Annotated in this window: 17 protein-coding genes; 6 read left to right on the forward strand and 11 right to left on the reverse strand. The window is 67.6% G+C overall.

Annotation, left to right across the window (positions count from 1 at the left end; all coding sequences use genetic code 11):
* Positions 1-72: 72 nt before the first annotated feature.
* The 6 genes from ABWV23_RS04430 to def (ABWV23_RS04455) form a co-directional block, all read right to left on the reverse strand.
* The gene (locus tag ABWV23_RS04430) at positions 73-309 is read right to left on the reverse strand and encodes a GlsB/YeaQ/YmgE family stress response membrane protein (RefSeq protein WP_353345350.1); all 237 of its coding nucleotides are present in this window, start codon (positions 307-309) and stop codon (positions 73-75) included.
* A 4-nt stretch (positions 310-313) separates the two neighbouring features.
* A complete protein-coding gene (locus ABWV23_RS04435; protein WP_353345352.1) occupies positions 314-550 on the reverse strand; it encodes a hypothetical protein in 237 nt (78 codons plus the stop codon).
* A gap of 20 nt (positions 551-570) precedes the next feature.
* Entirely contained in the window at positions 571-1,479 is a 909-nt protein-coding gene (fmt, locus tag ABWV23_RS04440) for a methionyl-tRNA formyltransferase (RefSeq protein ID WP_353345354.1), read from the reverse strand.
* 84 nt (positions 1,480-1,563) lie between these two features.
* Positions 1,564-2,028 carry a MaoC family dehydratase gene (locus ABWV23_RS04445; protein WP_353345356.1) on the reverse strand — a complete coding sequence of 155 codons (465 nt, stop codon included), beginning with the start codon at positions 2,026-2,028 and terminating at the stop codon, positions 1,564-1,566.
* 108 nt (positions 2,029-2,136) lie between these two features.
* Entirely contained in the window at positions 2,137-2,634 is a 498-nt protein-coding gene (gene def, locus ABWV23_RS04450) for a peptide deformylase (protein ID WP_353345358.1), read from the reverse strand.
* A 1-nt stretch (position 2,635) separates the two neighbouring features.
* The gene (def, locus tag ABWV23_RS04455; protein WP_353345360.1) at positions 2,636-3,154 is read right to left on the reverse strand and encodes a peptide deformylase; all 519 of its coding nucleotides are present in this window, start codon (positions 3,152-3,154) and stop codon (positions 2,636-2,638) included.
* Positions 3,155-3,251: 97 nt separating this feature from the next.
* Here def (ABWV23_RS04455) and ABWV23_RS04460 point away from each other — a divergent pair, with 97 nt between their 5' ends.
* Positions 3,252-4,424: a MalY/PatB family protein gene (locus ABWV23_RS04460; RefSeq protein ID WP_353345362.1), complete on the forward strand. Its 1,173-nt coding sequence runs from the start codon at positions 3,252-3,254 to the stop codon at positions 4,422-4,424.
* A 13-nt stretch (positions 4,425-4,437) separates the two neighbouring features.
* Here the strand turns inward: ABWV23_RS04460 and ABWV23_RS04465 are convergent, their stop codons facing one another.
* The gene (locus ABWV23_RS04465) at positions 4,438-4,791 is read right to left on the reverse strand and encodes a hypothetical protein (RefSeq protein ID WP_353345364.1); all 354 of its coding nucleotides are present in this window, start codon (positions 4,789-4,791) and stop codon (positions 4,438-4,440) included.
* A gap of 210 nt (positions 4,792-5,001) precedes the next feature.
* Here ABWV23_RS04465 and ABWV23_RS04470 point away from each other — a divergent pair, with 210 nt between their 5' ends.
* Positions 5,002-5,976 carry a glutathione S-transferase family protein gene (locus tag ABWV23_RS04470; RefSeq protein WP_353345366.1) on the forward strand — a complete coding sequence of 325 codons (975 nt, stop codon included), beginning with the start codon at positions 5,002-5,004 and terminating at the stop codon, positions 5,974-5,976.
* A 15-nt stretch (positions 5,977-5,991) separates the two neighbouring features.
* Here the strand turns inward: ABWV23_RS04470 and ABWV23_RS04475 are convergent, their stop codons facing one another.
* On the reverse strand, positions 5,992-6,369 hold the full coding sequence (locus ABWV23_RS04475) for a response regulator transcription factor (RefSeq protein WP_353345368.1): 378 nt from the start codon (positions 6,367-6,369) through the stop codon (positions 5,992-5,994).
* A 151-nt stretch (positions 6,370-6,520) separates the two neighbouring features.
* On the opposite strand from ABWV23_RS04475, the gene ABWV23_RS04480 reads away from it, so the two are divergent.
* From ABWV23_RS04480 to ABWV23_RS04490, 3 genes are read left to right on the forward strand one after another with little or no spacing between them, the layout of a single operon-like run.
* Complete coding sequence (locus ABWV23_RS04480) at positions 6,521-7,483, forward strand: threonine-phosphate decarboxylase (RefSeq protein WP_353345370.1); 963 nt, start codon at positions 6,521-6,523, stop codon at positions 7,481-7,483.
* Positions 7,480-8,400 (forward strand): adenosylcobinamide-phosphate synthase CbiB, encoded by a 921-nt coding sequence (gene cbiB, locus ABWV23_RS04485; protein WP_353345372.1) that lies wholly within the window; start codon positions 7,480-7,482, stop codon positions 8,398-8,400. The genes ABWV23_RS04480 and cbiB overlap by 4 nt, the downstream gene beginning before the upstream one ends.
* Before the next feature lie 28 nt (positions 8,401-8,428).
* Positions 8,429-9,598, forward strand: coding sequence for a lytic murein transglycosylase (locus ABWV23_RS04490; protein WP_353345374.1), 1,170 nt, complete (start codon positions 8,429-8,431; stop codon positions 9,596-9,598).
* A gap of 4 nt (positions 9,599-9,602) precedes the next feature.
* On the opposite strand, the gene ABWV23_RS04495 is transcribed toward ABWV23_RS04490, so the two are convergent.
* The 3 genes from ABWV23_RS04495 to ABWV23_RS04505 all read right to left on the reverse strand — a co-directional run bounded on the left by ABWV23_RS04495 (position 9,603) and on the right by ABWV23_RS04505 (position 14,000).
* Positions 9,603-9,953: a hypothetical protein gene (locus ABWV23_RS04495; RefSeq protein WP_353345376.1), complete on the reverse strand. Its 351-nt coding sequence runs from the start codon at positions 9,951-9,953 to the stop codon at positions 9,603-9,605.
* 59 nt (positions 9,954-10,012) lie between these two features.
* Positions 10,013-13,468 carry a chromosome segregation protein SMC gene (gene smc / locus ABWV23_RS04500; protein WP_353345378.1) on the reverse strand — a complete coding sequence of 1,152 codons (3,456 nt, stop codon included), beginning with the start codon at positions 13,466-13,468 and terminating at the stop codon, positions 10,013-10,015.
* A 97-nt stretch (positions 13,469-13,565) separates the two neighbouring features.
* The gene (locus ABWV23_RS04505) at positions 13,566-14,000 is read right to left on the reverse strand and encodes a hypothetical protein (RefSeq protein ID WP_353345380.1); all 435 of its coding nucleotides are present in this window, start codon (positions 13,998-14,000) and stop codon (positions 13,566-13,568) included.
* Between the two features lie 169 nt (positions 14,001-14,169).
* On the opposite strand from ABWV23_RS04505, the gene ABWV23_RS04510 reads away from it, so the two are divergent.
* Positions 14,170-14,955 (forward strand): FadR/GntR family transcriptional regulator, encoded by a 786-nt coding sequence (locus ABWV23_RS04510; protein ID WP_353345382.1) that lies wholly within the window; start codon positions 14,170-14,172, stop codon positions 14,953-14,955.
* Positions 14,956-15,034 lie beyond the last annotated feature (79 nt).

A 15,034-nucleotide genomic window follows, 5' to 3' on the forward strand; every position in this document is an offset into this window, starting at 1 on the left:
CTTTGTCAAGGCGCGCGGGAGCGGTGGACCGGGCAGGCGAGTGCAGGTTTCCCGCAGCGCCCCGGCGCGACTCTATCGCCGGAAATAGGTCTGCCAGATCCAGATCACCAGCATCGCCCCCAGCACCGCGCCGACGAAGCCGGACAGCGCCCCCATCATGGTCAGCAGCGCCCGCAGGATCAGCCCGCCCAGCAAGGCGCCGACGATGCCGATCAGCATAGTGGTGGGGATGTCGGCCTCGACCTTCATCATCCGGGTAGCAAGGAACCCCGCCGCCGCGCCGATGATGATCAGGAAAATGATGCCCATTCGCTTACCTCCGCCAGTGGAACGGCACGATGATCAGCGCCCCGATCGAAGAGATGATGGCATTCATTCCCGGAGAGCCAAAGCCGATTCCGAACATCAGGCGCAGGAAATAGAACAGGAAGGCGCCCCCGATGCAGATGATGATGGATTGCAGGATCCCGTTGCGGGTAAAGCCGGTTTTCTCGGCGCCATAGCCGACAATCCCCGCGATCACCACCGTGCCCATCAACGTCAGGAACATGACCCCGCCTTTCCCTCGGCCTAATCCAGCCGCGCGCCCCGCACCACGGACAGCCCGCGCAGGAACACTTCGGCATCCTGCGCCGCCTTGCCCGCCCGTTGCAAGCGGGTCAATTGCACCGCACCCGTGCCGCAGGCGACGGTCAGCGCGTCGTCCAGGACCTCGCCCGGGGCGCCGCTGCCCTCGGCCCGGCGCGAGGCCAGAAGTTTCACCCGCGCGCCGTCGATCTCGCACCAGGCACCGGGAAAGGGCGACAGTGCGCGGATCTTGCGGTCGACCACCTCGGCGGGTTGGGTCCAGTCCACCCGCGCCTCGGACTTGTCGATCTTCTCGGCATAGGTCACGCCGTCCTCGGGCTGCAGCACCGGCGTCAGGTCATCCAGCCGCTCCAGCGCCCGCAGCACCAGCGCCGCCCCCATCGCGGACAGGCGGTCATGCAGTTCGGCGGTGGTCTCTTCCGCGCCGATCGGCGTCGCCTCGCGCAGCAGCACCGGCCCGGTATCGAGCCCGGCCTCCATCTGCATGATGCAGACGCCGGTCTCGGCATCGCCGGCCATGATCGCGCGGTGGATCGGAGCAGCCCCACGCCAGCGCGGCAGCAGGCTGGCGTGGATGTTGAGGCAGCCCTTGGCCGGCGCGTCCAGAATCGCCTGCGGCAGGATCAGCCCATAGGCCACGACGACGGCGACATCGGCGCCCAATGCCGCGAACTCCGCCTGCGCCTCGGCACCCTTCAGGCTGACCGGGTGGCGGACGGGCAGGCCCAGCGCCTCGGCCCGCGCCTGCACCGGGCTTGGGCGATCCTTCTTGCCGCGTCCGGCGGGGCGCGGCGGCTGGCAGTAGACGCAGGCGATCTCATGCCCGGCCTCGACCAGCGCGTCGAGCACCGGCACCGAGAAATCCGGGGTTCCCATGAAGATGATGCGCATCGCCTGACCTCTGCCTTGTCGCCGGGGGTATCAACGCCGCGCACCTTAGCCATGCGCTGCCCGGTGTCCAGCATCGGCGGCGCGTTAGGATTTCCCGCGGGGAAAAATGCCGTTGCTGACGAATTCCATCACCGGCACGCCATCCTGGTTGAGGACGGTCACCTTGTTTTTCACGATGCCGATCTCGGGGCGGCTTTTGGAGGGGTGCAGCGAGATCACCTCCATGCGGACGGACAGAACCTCGCCCGGATAGACGGGTTTCATCCAACGCAGCGAATCGATGCCGGGCGAACCCAGCCCACGGCCGGACTTGTCCATGTTCTCAACCATCATCGCCATGGTCATGGCGCAGGTGTGCCAGCCACTGGCGCAAAGCCCTCCGAACAGCGATTCTTTCGCCGCCTCCTCGTCGAGGTGGAAAAACTGCGCGTCGTACTTTCCGGCGAACTCGATGACCTCTTCCTTGGTCACCTCATAGGCGCCGAATTCCTGCACCTGCCCGACCTCGAAGCTCTCGAAGGGGATGAATTCCAATGTGTCCTTGGCCATTTGCGCGTTCCCTGCCTGGTTCTCGTCGCCCCGAAAAGGCGAAAGGGACGGGCGGGATGCAACGGCCAAAACGCCCCAAAGGACGCGAACGCGACGTCACTTGGGCGGTCAGCCTGCCAGCTTGCGCGCCTTGCGCAAAAGCATGTCGCGTTTGACCTTGCTGAGCCGGTCGAAATACATCCGCCCCGCCAGGTGGTCGATCTGGTGCTGGACGCTGGTCGCCCAGAGGCCGACGAAATCGCGCTCTTCCTGTTCGCCCTGTTCATTCAGGAACCGCACCGTCACCGCGCGCGGACGCTCGATCCGGGCCGAGACGCCGGGCAGATTGGGGCTGGCCTCCTCATGGACACGCGGCTGCACCGAGGCATGCAGCACCTCCGGGTTGGCCATGCGCACCGCCTGGCCACGTGCCTCGGAGGCATCGACGACCGCGAGGCGCAGCATCACGCCGATCTGCGGCGCGGCAAGACCGACGCCGGGCATCGCCTCCATGGTGTCGATCATGTCGTCCCAGGTAGCGCGGATCTGGTCGGTGATCTCCTCCACCGGTTCGGCAGCGGTGCGCAGTCGCTTGTCGGGCCAGCGCAGGGTCGGGCGCGCGACCATCTCAGGCGCGCGCCATGTCGCGCTTGAGTTTCTGCATCTTGCGGGTGATCATCTGCCGCTTCATCGGGCCGAGATAATCAATGAAGAGCTTGCCGTTCAGATGGTCGATCTCATGCTGTACGCAGGTTGCCCATAGCCCGTCGAAGGTTTCCTTGCGGGCGTTGCCGTCGCGGTCCATCCAGGTCACCTCGACCTCGGAGGGGCGGGTCACTTCGGCGAATTGCTCGGGGATCGAAAGGCAGCCCTCTTCATAGCTGCTCGTCTCATCCGAACTGGCGAGGATCTCGGGGTTGAACATCACCAGGGGTTTCGGCTCGGCCCCCTCTTCCTTGACGCAATCCAGCACGATCAGCCGGTCGAGCACCCCCACCTGCGGCGCGGCAAGGCCGATGCCGGGGGCGTGGTACATGGTTTCCAGCATGTCGTCGGCCAGCTTGCGCAAGTCGTCGGAGACGTCGGGCACCGGCGCGCACAGCTTTTTCAGCCGCGGGTCGGGATGGATCAGGATCGAGCGTTTCATGACTGTGATTTAGGCGATCACCCCGCCCTTCGCAACGCCCCCCCTTGCGCCCGGCGCCATTCCCGTTAGCCTCCGCCGCAACCAGACGGAGACCCCCATGAATTTTGACGAGATTATCGACCGCCGCGGCACCCATTGCGCGAAATGGGACAAGATGGAAACCGTTTACGGCGTTTCGCCCGAGGACGGGTTGCCGATGTGGGTGGCCGACACCGATTTCCGCGCCCCCGACGTGGTACTGGACCGGATGCGCGACATGATCGCGCACGGGGTGTTCGGCTATTTCGACAACACCGATGAATATACCGGCGCGATCCGCTGGTGGATGGACAACCGCCACGGCTGGAAAGTGGAGCCGGACTGGATCTTCACCACCACCGGGCTGGTCAACGGCGTGGGCATGTGCCTTGACACCTTCACGGCCCCCGGCGACGGCATCGTGCTGTTCACGCCGGTCTACCACGCCTTTGCCAAGGTGATCCGCAATGCCGGCCGCAAGGTTGTCGAGTGCGAGATGGCCAACGAAGACGGCCGCTATACGCTGGACTTCGAGACCTGGGACGCGCAGATGACCGGCGACGAAAAGATGGTGATCCTGTGTTCGCCGCACAATCCCGGCGGCCGGGTCTGGACCCGCGAGGAATTGCAGGGCGTCGGTGATTTCTGCCGCCGCCATGACCTGTTGCTGATCTCGGACGAGATCCACCACGACCTGGTCTATCCGGGGCAAAAGCACCTGCCGATGCCGGTGGCCGACCCCACGATCACCGACCGGCTGATGATGCTGACCGCACCCTCCAAGACCTTCAACGTGGCCGGGTTGCACACCGGCAACGTGATCATCCCCGACGACAAGCTGCGGGAACGGTTCGCGGCGCGGATGGCGGCGCTGAACCTGTCGGGCAACTCGATGGGGCAGGCGGTTCTGGCGGCGGCCTATTCGCCCGAGGGCGCGGCCTGGGTGGATGAGCTGATGGTCTACCTGGACGGCAACCGCAGGCTTTTCGACACCGCCATCGCCGACATCCCCGGCCTCAAGTCGATGGAGCTCGACGCCACCTTCCTCGCCTGGGTCGATTTCTCGGGCACCGGGATGGAGCGGGCAGAGTTCACCCGCAGGGTGGAACAGCAGGCCGGGATCGCCGCCAACCACGGCACCACCTTCGGGCTGGGCGGCGATAATTTCCTGCGCTTCAACCTCGGCACCCAGCGGGCGCGGATCGAGGACGCCTGCGCCCGGCTGAGCGCCGCCTTCGGCGATCTGCAATAGGGTTCGGCCCCGGTCACTCCGGCCGGGGCAACAGCGCCGCCGGCGCCTCGGGATCGCGGCTGTAGTCCAGCGGCGCGCGGTCCATCGCGGCGGTTGAACGCTTGAACTCGTAGCGCATCTCGCCGCCCTCTTCCTCGGCGGCAACGATCAGGCATTGGTACAGGTGATTGCTGCCGTCGTAGAGATCGACCAGCCCTCGCAACTGCGCCCCCTCGCCGGCCTCGACCGCGAAACCGTCGCGCCACAGCCGCAGGACCTTGTGGAAGTCGTCACCGGCCAGCACCCGCAGGCGGCTGGCCTTTTTCAATCCCGCCAATCGCGCCGCATCCAGCCCGGCGCGCAGTTCATCCGAAAGATAGGTGGTCACGTCACGATCCTCCCCAAGTCGATCCTCACTTTGGGCGAGGACGGCACAAAGGCAAGCGTGCAGATCGCCCCTTGGCGCAAGTGGCGGCGATCCGCTGCCTTTTTGCAGCACCCCCACTGTGCAGTCGTGCAGGGGAAATGCGCAGCCATGGGGATGGGCAAGGCGGACGAGGCCGCCTAGGTCCCGGACCAACATCCAAGGAGGGCAAAAATGGGTTTGCTGATCGACGGGACATGGCACGACGCCTGGTACGACACCGCCAAGACCGGCGGGCGATTCGAACGCGCGGCGGCGAAATTTCGCAACTGGATCACCCCCGACGGCAGCGCCGGGCCCAGCGGGACCGGCGGGTTTGCCGCCGAATCGGGGCGCTATCACCTCTATGTCAGCCTCGCCTGCCCCTGGGCGCATCGCACGCTGATCTTTCGCGCGCTCAAGGGGCTGGAGGATCACATCGGCGTTTCCGTTGTCCACCCCGACATGCTGGACAACGGATGGAGCTTTTCCACCGGTTTCGAGGGCGCCACCGGCGACCTTCTGTACGGCCATGACTTTGCGCATCAGCTCTATACCCGCGCCGACCCGTCGTTCAGCGGCCGGGTCACCGTACCGATCCTCTGGGATCGCCAGCGCGAGACCATCGTGTCAAACGAAAGCGCCGAGATCATCCGCATGTTCAACAGTGCCTTTGACGGGCTTACCGGCAACAGGGCGGATTTCTGGCCCGAGGAGTTGCACGCAGAGATCGAACCGGTCAACGCGCGCATCTATGACACCCTGAACAACGGTGTCTACAAATCCGGTTTCGCCACCACGCAGGCGGCCTATGAAGAGGCGGTGCGGCCCCTGTTCGACACGCTCGACTGGCTGGAGGCTCGGCTGGGCGAGAACCGCTACCTGATGGGCGACCGGATCACCGAGGCCGACTGGCGCCTGTTCACCACGCTGATCCGCTTTGACCCGGTCTATCACCTGCATTTCAAATGCAGCCGGCAACGGATCGTCGATTACCCCAACCTGTGGGGTTATACCCGCGAGCTGTACCAGTGGCCGGGCGTCGCCGCGACGGTGAACTTCGACCACATCCGGCGCCACTATTTCTACAGCCATGACGGGATCAACCCGCACCGGATCGTGCCCGTAGCTCCCCGCCTCAACCTCTGGGCGCCGCACAACCGGGGCTGAGGCCTGAGACGCCCCCTACCGCGCAGAACCGTAATGCTCGACGATGGCAGCCAGATCCTCGGGCAGGGTGTCGGTCTGCACATAGGCGCAGGCATTCGCGCTATGGGCAAAGATCGAGCCGTCGGAAAAGAACGTGGTGTCGGTGACAAAGATCACGCGGGTGTCCGGGCTGCGAAAGCTGGCGAAATCGGCCACCGCCAGCGCGCTGCCGTCCGAGAGGATCAGGTCGAGTACGATGATGTCAAAACTTTCGGCCTGCAAGGCGAGAATCGCCTCGCTTTGGGTCTGCGCAAGACGCACGGTCCCGCCCTGCCGCCGCAGGTGCCGCGCCCAGAGTTCACCCAGGTTGGGGTCGCTCTCGACGATAAGTGTGTTCGTGACCTTGTTCGGCACCTGGTGAACCTCTGAACGCCGTCATTCTGCGCAACGTGCAGTCTAGCGAGGTTCCCGGAATTCTCCAAGCACGGTTGCACCGCCCGCTTGTGCCGCGACGGGAAATCCGGTTGAAGCGGTGCGATGTCCCTCGAGCAACCGGGTCCGCAAGATGCCGAACGACGCCCCAACCGACACCCGAACGCCCCGCGACCATGGCGGTGGCCTTGATGCGGCGATCGCCCGGTACGGCGGCGCGCGCGCCGACTGGCTGGATCTGTCCACCGGCATCAATCCAACCCCCTACCCCCTGCCGGCGCTGGTCGCGTCGGATTGGACCGCCCTGCCCGACCACGCCGCGCAAGAGGCGCTGGTGCAGGCCGCGCGAGACCTCTGGCAGGTGCCCGACGGGGCCGAGGTGCTGGCCGCGCCGGGGGCCTCGGCCCTGATCGCGCGCATTCCCGCGCTGGCGGCGCCCGGTCGGGTGCGGATCGCCGCGCCCACCTACAACGAACATGCCGCCAGCTTTGCCGCCCAGGGCTGGACCGTGATCGGGGATGGTCTGGCCGAGGCGCGGGTGCTGGTGCATCCGAACAACCCCGACGGGCGGCTTTGGACCGCACGCGAGGCCGATGCGCCGCTGACCGTGATCGACGAGAGCTTTTGCGACATCTGCCCGGGGCGGTCGCTGGTCGCACTGGCGGCGCGGCCCGGTGTGGTGATGCTGAAAAGCTTTGGCAAGTTCTGGGGCTTGGCCGGTCTGCGGCTGGGCTTTGCCATCGCCGCGCCGGACACAATCGCGCGGTTGTCCGACTTGCTGGGACCCTGGCCGGTCTCCGGCCCGGCGCTGCGGGTGGGGGCACTGGCCCTGCGCGACACCGGCTGGGCCGAGACGACGCGCGCCCGACTGGCCCGCGATGCCGCCCGGATGGATGCGCTGGCGATCCGGCGCGGTGCCAAGGTGGCGGGCGGCACCGACCTGTTCCGACTGTATCGCGTCGATGACGCCGCTGCCTGGCGGGACCGGTTGGCCCGTCATCACGTGTGGAGCCGAATTTTCCCGTATTCTCAGAACCTTCTTCGGCTTGGCCTGCCTCCAGCCGAGGGCTGGGCGCGGCTGGAGGCGGCGCTGTGACCACCGCCGCGCTGCTGGCCATGGCGCTTGTCCTCGATGCGTTGCTCGGCGAACCCGATTGGCTGTGGAAGCGGCTGCCGCATCCGGCGGTACTGATGGGGCGCGCGGTCTCGGCGCTGGACCGGCTGCTCAACCGGGGCAACGGTCTCGTGCTCAAGGGGGCGCTTGCCCTCGCGCTGCTGGCGCTGGGGGCGCTGACGCTGGGTGAGGTGCTGACCCGGCTGGGGCCGGTGGCCGAGGTCCTGGCCGCCGCGGTGCTGCTGGCGCAGCGGGCGCTGGTGCAGCATGTGCAGGCGGTCGCCGACGGGTTGCGCCTCTCGCTCAAGGAGGGGCGGCGCATGGTCGCCCGGATCGTCAGCCGCGATACCGGCGCGATGGACGAAAGCCAGGTCGCCCGCGCCGCCATCGAGAGCGCGGCGGAAAACCTGTCTGACGGGGTGATCGCGCCGGCGTTCTGGTTCCTGATTTTGGGGACTCCGGGCCTCGTTTTGTACAAGGTGATCAACACCGCCGACAGCATGATCGGATATCGCAACGCGCGCTATGAAGCCTTTGGAAAGGCGGCGGCGCGCGCCGACGACCTGATGAACCTGATCCCGGCCCGGCTGACCGGCGTTCTGATCGCCGTTTTCACCGGGCAGATGCGGGAGTGGCACGCGATCGCGTCGGATGCGCGGCGGCACCGCTCCCCCAATGCCGGCTGGCCCGAGGCGGCGGCGGCCCGCGCGCTGGATGTCGCGCTGGCCGGACCGCGCAGCTATGACGGGCGGATGCGGGACCTGCCCTGGGTGAATCCCACTGGCCGAAAACGCATCGGCCCGGGGCAGGTCGCGGCGGCGGCGCGACTGCTCTGGCGGGTCTGGTTGGTTTTCCTTCTGCTCACCGTTGCCTGTGCGTTGCTGCTGCCGTTATGGTAGCGGCGACTTATTCAAGGATATTGATTTCATGCGCCTTTTCGCCCCTTTGATCGCCCTGTGCCTTGCCGCCCCCACCGCCCATGCACAATGCGGCGGCGCGTTTTCCGCCTTTGTCGACGGACTCCGGTCCGAGGCTGTGAGCAAGGGGCATGACCGGGGAACGGTGAACGCGTTTTTCCGCAACGTGCGACAGGATCCAAAGGTGCTGCGCGCCGACCGCGCGCAGGGCGTGTTCCAGAAACCCTTCATCGAGTTCTCGCGCCGGCTTATCTCGCAGAACCGGATCGACCGGGGCCGCGCGATGGCGAAGAAATACGACTCCGTTTTCGACCGGATCGAGCGCGAGTTCGGCGTTTCGCGCGGGGTGCTGCTGGCGTTCTGGGCGTTCGAGACTGATTACGGCGGGTTCCAGGGCGATTTCAACACGCTGAACGCGCTGACCACGCTGGCGCATGATTGCCGCCGCCCGCAGCTGTTCCGACCGCAGATCTTTGCGGCGCTGGAACTGTACGAACATGGCGATTTCGACCCGGCGCGGACCACGGGGGCCTGGGCCGGCGAGATCGGCATGGTGCAGATGCTGCCGCGCGACATCATCGAGAACGGGGTGGACGGCGACGGCGACGGGCATGTGCGGCTGAAGACCTCGGCGCCCGATGCGTTGATGTCGGGGGGCAAGATGCTGTCGAACCTGGGCTGGCGCGCCGGCGAGCCGTGGTTGCAGGAGGTGCGGGTGCCCGACACGCTGGACTGGTCGCTGACCGGGCCGGGCCAGACCCGGACGGTGGCCGACTGGGCGAAGATGGGCGTGCGCCCGCGCGCGGGACAGCTGGCGAAGGGGTCACTGCCGGCCTCGATCATCCTGCCGCAGGGGCGCAAGGGGCCGGCGTTCATCGCCTATCCCAACTTCCAGGTCTATTTCGAGTGGAACCAGAGTTTCACCTATGTCCTCACCGCCGCCTATTTCGCCACCCGGCTGGAGGGCGGAAAGGTCTATGACGCGGGCAATCCCGAGCCGGGGCTGTCGGGGACGCAGATGAAGCAGTTGCAGGCCAAGTTGCAGGCCCGGGGCCATGACGTTGGCAAGATCGACGGTATCCTGGGCGGCGGCACCCGCGCCGCGGTGCAGGCCGAGCAGAAACGGCTGGGCCTGCCCGCCGACGCCTGGCCGACCGCGGCACTGCTGAACCGGCTGTGACGGATCAGTTGCCGACGCCCAGTTCGAAACGGAACGGGAACCGCCCCTGACCCTCGGACAGTAGCAGGTGCATCTGGCCCTCGCGCAGGTAGAGGTCGCAGCGGCTGGTTCCGTCGCCGTAGTCAATGCAAAGCCGACCGTCCCGGCGCAGGGTGAACAGGCCGAAGTCCTGCGAGCTCCGGGCGGGCAACTGGCGCCGGACCGACCCGTCGGGCGCCAGTTTGGGGGCCGCGGAGAAGCGCAGCTTTTCGCCCGTGTAGAGCCCGTCGAAATCCGACGCCGGCCAATCCCAGTCCTGCGCCGGCAGCGCGGCGGGGAACAGCAACAGACTCGAGAGAAGCAGACGGCGGATCATGATCCATTCTAGCGCCGCACGCGGGGGGAGTTCGAGGAGAAACGCCGGGGCGTGGCAATTCACGCCACCAGCGATTCGGCCTTTTTCAGATCGACCGAGACAAGCTGGCTGACCCCCTGTTCCTGCATGGTGACGCCAAACAGGCGGTCCATCCGGCTCATCGTCACGGCGTGGTGGGTAATGATCAGGAACCGCGTGTCGGTCTGGCGGCACATCTCGTCGAGCAGATCGCAGAACCGGGTCACGTTGGCGTCGTCTAGCGGTGCGTCGACCTCGTCGAGCACACAGATCGGCGCCGGGTTGGCGAGAAACACCGCAAAGATCAGCGCCAGCGCGGTCAGCGTCTGTTCGCCCCCCGAGAGCAGCGACAGCGTCGAGAGCTTCTTGCCCGGCGGCTGACACATGATCTCGAGGCCGGCCTCGAGGGGATCCTCGCTTTCGACCATGACGAGGTTGGCCTCGCCGCCGCCAAAGAGATGCCGGAACAGCATGGCAAAGTTGCTGTTGACCTGTTCAAAGGCGGTGAGCAGCCGTTCGCGGCCCTCTCGGTTGAGGCCGGCGATACCGCTGCGCAGGGTCTTGATCGCCTCTTCCAGGTCGGTCTTTTCGTGCGACAGGGTGTCGAATTCCTCCTGCACCTCGCGGGCGTCCTCCTCGGCGCGCAGGTTGACCGCGCCGAGCGCGTCGCGCTGGCGCTTGTAGCGGTTGACGTCGGCCTCGAGCACGTCGGCACGGGGCATGTCGCCCGGCGCCACGTCAAGCTGGTTGAGCAACTGGTTCGGGGTGAGCTGCATGTCCTCGGCGATGCGCTCGGCGGCGGCCTGCACGGTTTCGCGGGCGGCCTCCATCCGGGCCTCGGCGGCGGCACGCCCTTCGCGCGCGTCGGAGGCGTGGCGTTCGGCGTCACGCTCGGCCTGGATCGCGGCGCGCTGCACCGCCTCGCCGGTGGCCAGCGCGTCGGCGGCGCTGGCGCGGCGCGTTTCGGCCTCGGCGCTGGCCTCTGACAGGTCCTCGCGCTTTTCGGCGATCTGTTCGGGCACCGCGCGGGCGGCCTCCAACTCCTCTTCCGATCCCGTCTTGCGTTCGATCAGTTCGGCGATGCGGCGTTCGGCGGTATCGAGCCGGTGTTTCCAGCCGCTGATCTCCTTGGTGACCTCCTGCTGGCGCCTGGTGCGCGCCTCGCCCTCGCGGCGCAGCTCGTCATGGGCGGAGCGGCGGGTGAGCATGGTGATGCGCGACGCCTCGACGCTCTGGCGGATCGCCTCGACCTGCGCCCGGGCGGTGTCCAGATCGCCCAGTTCGGCCAGCCCGGCCTCGGCCTCGCGCAGCTGGGCGCGGGCGGCCATCGCGTCTTCCTTGTGGCGGGTGACGGCAAGACCGAGATTCTCCAGCCGGCCAGCGGCGAGGTTGCGTTCGGATTCGGCGCGGCTGAGGGCGCGGGCGGCATCCGCGACCCGCTGATCGGCGGCGCGGCGGGCGGCGCGGGCGGCCTTGTCGGCCTCGGTCACCTCGGCCAGCTTGCGGTTCAGGCTCTCATGCGCGGCGCGGGCGCCCTCGGCGCGGGCGTTGACCTGTTCCAGCTCCTGCTTGAGCGCCTCGAGGCGGTTCAGCTGTTCCAGCCGCAGGGCGGCGGCGCTGGGGGCATCCTCGGCCCAGGCGCGGTAGCCGTCCCAGCGCCACAGGTCGCCCTCGAGCGTGACCAGCCGCTGCCCCGGTTTCAGCAGAAGTTGCAGGCGCGGACCGTCCTCGGCCTCGATTACCCCGATCTGGCCGATGCGGCGGGCAAGCACCTCGGGGACGGTGACATAGTTGGCCAGCCCGGTGACCCCCTCGGGCAGGGTTTGCGCGGCGCTGTAGCCGGGCAGCTGCGCCCAGCCCGACGGGCCGTCCTCCTCGACCACGGGGGCGCGCAAATCGTCGGCGAGCGCGGCACCGAGCGCCTTTTCATAGCCCGGCGTCACCCGCAGCAGGTCGAGCACCTGGCCACCCTCGGCGGTGTCGCGTGCCACCAGCTTGGCCAGGGCCTGGGTCTCGGCGCGCAGCGCGCCGGCCTCGCCCTCGGCCTCGGAGCGTTGCGCGCGGGCCTCGGCCTCGCGCGCCTGGATGTCGGTGCGCATCTCGTCGGCGGCGGTCAGTGCCTCTTCGGCTGCTTCGGCGGCCTCCTGTGCTTCTTCCGCCGCCTCTTGTGCGGCCTCGAAGGCCGCGTCGGCGCCCTCCACCGCCTCTTGCGCCTGGGCGACCGCCTGGCGGGCCTTCTCCTCTTCGGCCTCGGAGCGGTCCAGGGTCTTGCGGCTGTCGCCCAAAAGGCGCTGCGCCGACTGGTGGCGCGCGGCCAGGCGGGCGACATCCTCGGTCACCTGGCTGAGGTGTTCCTCGCGGTCCTGCAGCACCGAGGCGGCCTCATGGGACAGTTCGGCGGCCTCGGACAACCGCTCGTCCTGCCCTTCGCTGGCCTTGGCGAGTTCGCGGGCCTCCCACTCCAGCCGCTCGATGGTCTCGCCGGCGTCGCGGTTGAGGCCTGTCTCGCGCTCGATGTCGCGGCCAAGCTGGTCGATGCGGGCGGTCAGGGTCTCGATGGTCTTGCGCGCGCGGGCCTCCTCGTCGTTGAGCGCGTCGCGCTCGACCTGGAGCCGTTGAAGCATCGCCGCCGCGATCGCCTCTTCCTCGCGCAGGGGGGGCATCGCCTCATCTGCCTCGGCGCGGGCGCGGGCAGCCTGTTGCGCCTCGGTCTCGGCGCGGGCGGCCTCGGTCGTGCGCTCGCGCAGCACGGTTTCGGCCGCGGCGCGGGCCTCGTCAGCCTCGCGCCAGCGCCGATAGAGCAGCATCCCCTCGGACAGGCGCAATTGTTCCCCGATCTCACGATAGCGAGCGGCCTGCCGGGCCTGTCGCGCCAGTTGCTGAAGCTGGACCGAGAGCTGTTCCAACACGTCGTCGACGCGGGTCAGGTTGGTCTCGGTCGCGCGCAGCTTCAGCTCGGCCTCGTGCCGGCGCTGGTACAGGCCGGAGATGCCCGCCGCCTCCTCCAGGATGCGGCGGCGCGCCTTGGGCTTGGCGTTGATCAATTCCGAGATCTGGCCCTGGCGGACGAGCGACGGCGAATGCGCCCCGGTGGAAGCGTCGGCGAACAGCATCTGCACGTCGCGCGCACGCACGTCCTTGCCGTTGGCCTTGTAGGCGCTGCCGACGTCGCGGGTGATGCGGCGGATGATGTCCAGCGTGTCGGTATCGTTGAACCCCGCCGGCGCCAGCCGGTCGGAGTTGTCGATCTGCAGGGTGACCTCGGCAAAGTTGCGCGCCGGCCGGCTGCCGGAGCCGGCAAAGATCACGTCCTCCATGCCCGATCCGCGCATCGCCTTGGCGCGGGTTTCCCCCATCACCCAGCGCAGCGCTTCGAGCAGGTTCGACTTGCCGCAGCCATTGGGCCCGACCACGCCGGTCAGCCCGTCGGCGATCACCAGATCGGTCGGGTCGACGAAGCTTTTGAAGCCGGTCAGTCTGAGCTTGGAGAAGCGCAAGGGCGGTCCAGTTTGATTCCTGTTGAGGGTAAAATGTGGCGCCTAGGGGCGGTCCGAGTCAACGGCGTTACTGCTGTATCTGGCATGCAGGGCGGGGTTATCCCCAATATATTGACGATTCTGGGCGGGGTTTTGCCGGTTCGTCCACCGGCCCCACCCCGGCGCAGCGATACCGCGCGATGCCGGTTCCGCCCCTGTAGATACGGCGGCAGGCCTCCCGCACGGGCAGAGGGCGCGCGCGCCGTGTCGGGCAGTCCAACCGGCCGAGGATCTGCGCCTGATCGCCCAGGATCCGAGTGACTGAGCACCCCGTCACCAAGGCCATCGCGATACCGGCGCGGGCGCGGATCGGGCCGAGGCGCGGGGCATATTGCGGATTGACCCGAACCGCCTCGGCCAAGGTGGCACGGGCGCGGACCTCGAAAACGCTGCCGTTCACCGCGATGCGGGTGACCGGACTGGCGCGAAAATACCCGCTGGGCGCGTTGCAGCCGATGAGGAGGACAAGGGAAAGCATAGACAGGAACCGCATCGGGGCAGTCTGGCGCGGGCTGGTTAACGCAATCTTGCGGCCAATCCGTTTGCGGTCATGTCCCTTGTCGCGTGCCGGCCCCCTCCCGGGCGCGTCTGCCCGTCGGCGAATGCGGTTGAGGCAAACCCGGTGCGGGCCTATAACCCGTCTTGGTCAATCGGAAGTCACCATGCCCTTTCAAAAGGTCCAGCCTGAAAAACTGTCAACCTCGGTCGTCCGCCAGATCGAGAAGCTGATCCTCCGGGGCATCCTGCGCCCGGGCGAGCGGCTCCCGGCCGAGCGCGACCTGGCCGACCGGCTCGGGGTGTCGCGCCCGTCGCTGCGCGAGGCGGTGGCCGAGTTGCAGCAGGACGGGCTGCTGACCACGCGGGCCGGCTCCGGCATCTACGTGGCCGACGTGCTTGGCTCGGCCTTTTCGCCGGCGCTGATCCGGCTGTTCGGTGCCCATGACGAGGCGGTGTTCGATTACCTCTCGTTTCGGCGCGACATGGAGGGGCTGGCCGCCGAGCGCGCGGCGCGGCTGGGATCGGATAGCGACCTGAAGGTGATCCAAGCGATTTTCGCACGGATGGAGGCGGCGCAGAACCGGCCCAACAACGTCGAAGAAGAGGCGCGGCTGGACGCGCAGTTCCACTCGGCCATCATCGACGCCAGCCACAACGTGGTGATGCTGCACATGATGCGGTCGATGTACGACCTGCTGCGGCAGGGGGTGTTCTATAATCGGCAGGTGATGTTCAAGCAGCGTACCTCGCGCGCGGCGTTGCTGGACCAGCACCGGGCGATCAACACCGCCTTGCAGGCCCGCGACCCGGCCGGTGCCCGCGCGGCGGTCGAGGCGCACCTGGACTATGTCCAGGGTGCGCTAGAGGACCAGAGGCGCGCCGAACGCAACGAGGCGATCGCCCGGCAACGGCTGTCCCGGGAAACCGGGCGCGACAGGAGTCGCGGCTGATCTCCAAATCGAAAGAGCGCCGGTTCGACAAAAGAAAAACCCGGCCCAAGGGCCGGGTTTTCATGTCTGCAAGTGCGTG

The organism is Aquicoccus sp. SU-CL01552 (assembly GCF_040365005.1).
Lineage (GTDB): Bacteria > Pseudomonadota > Alphaproteobacteria > Rhodobacterales > Rhodobacteraceae > Antarcticimicrobium.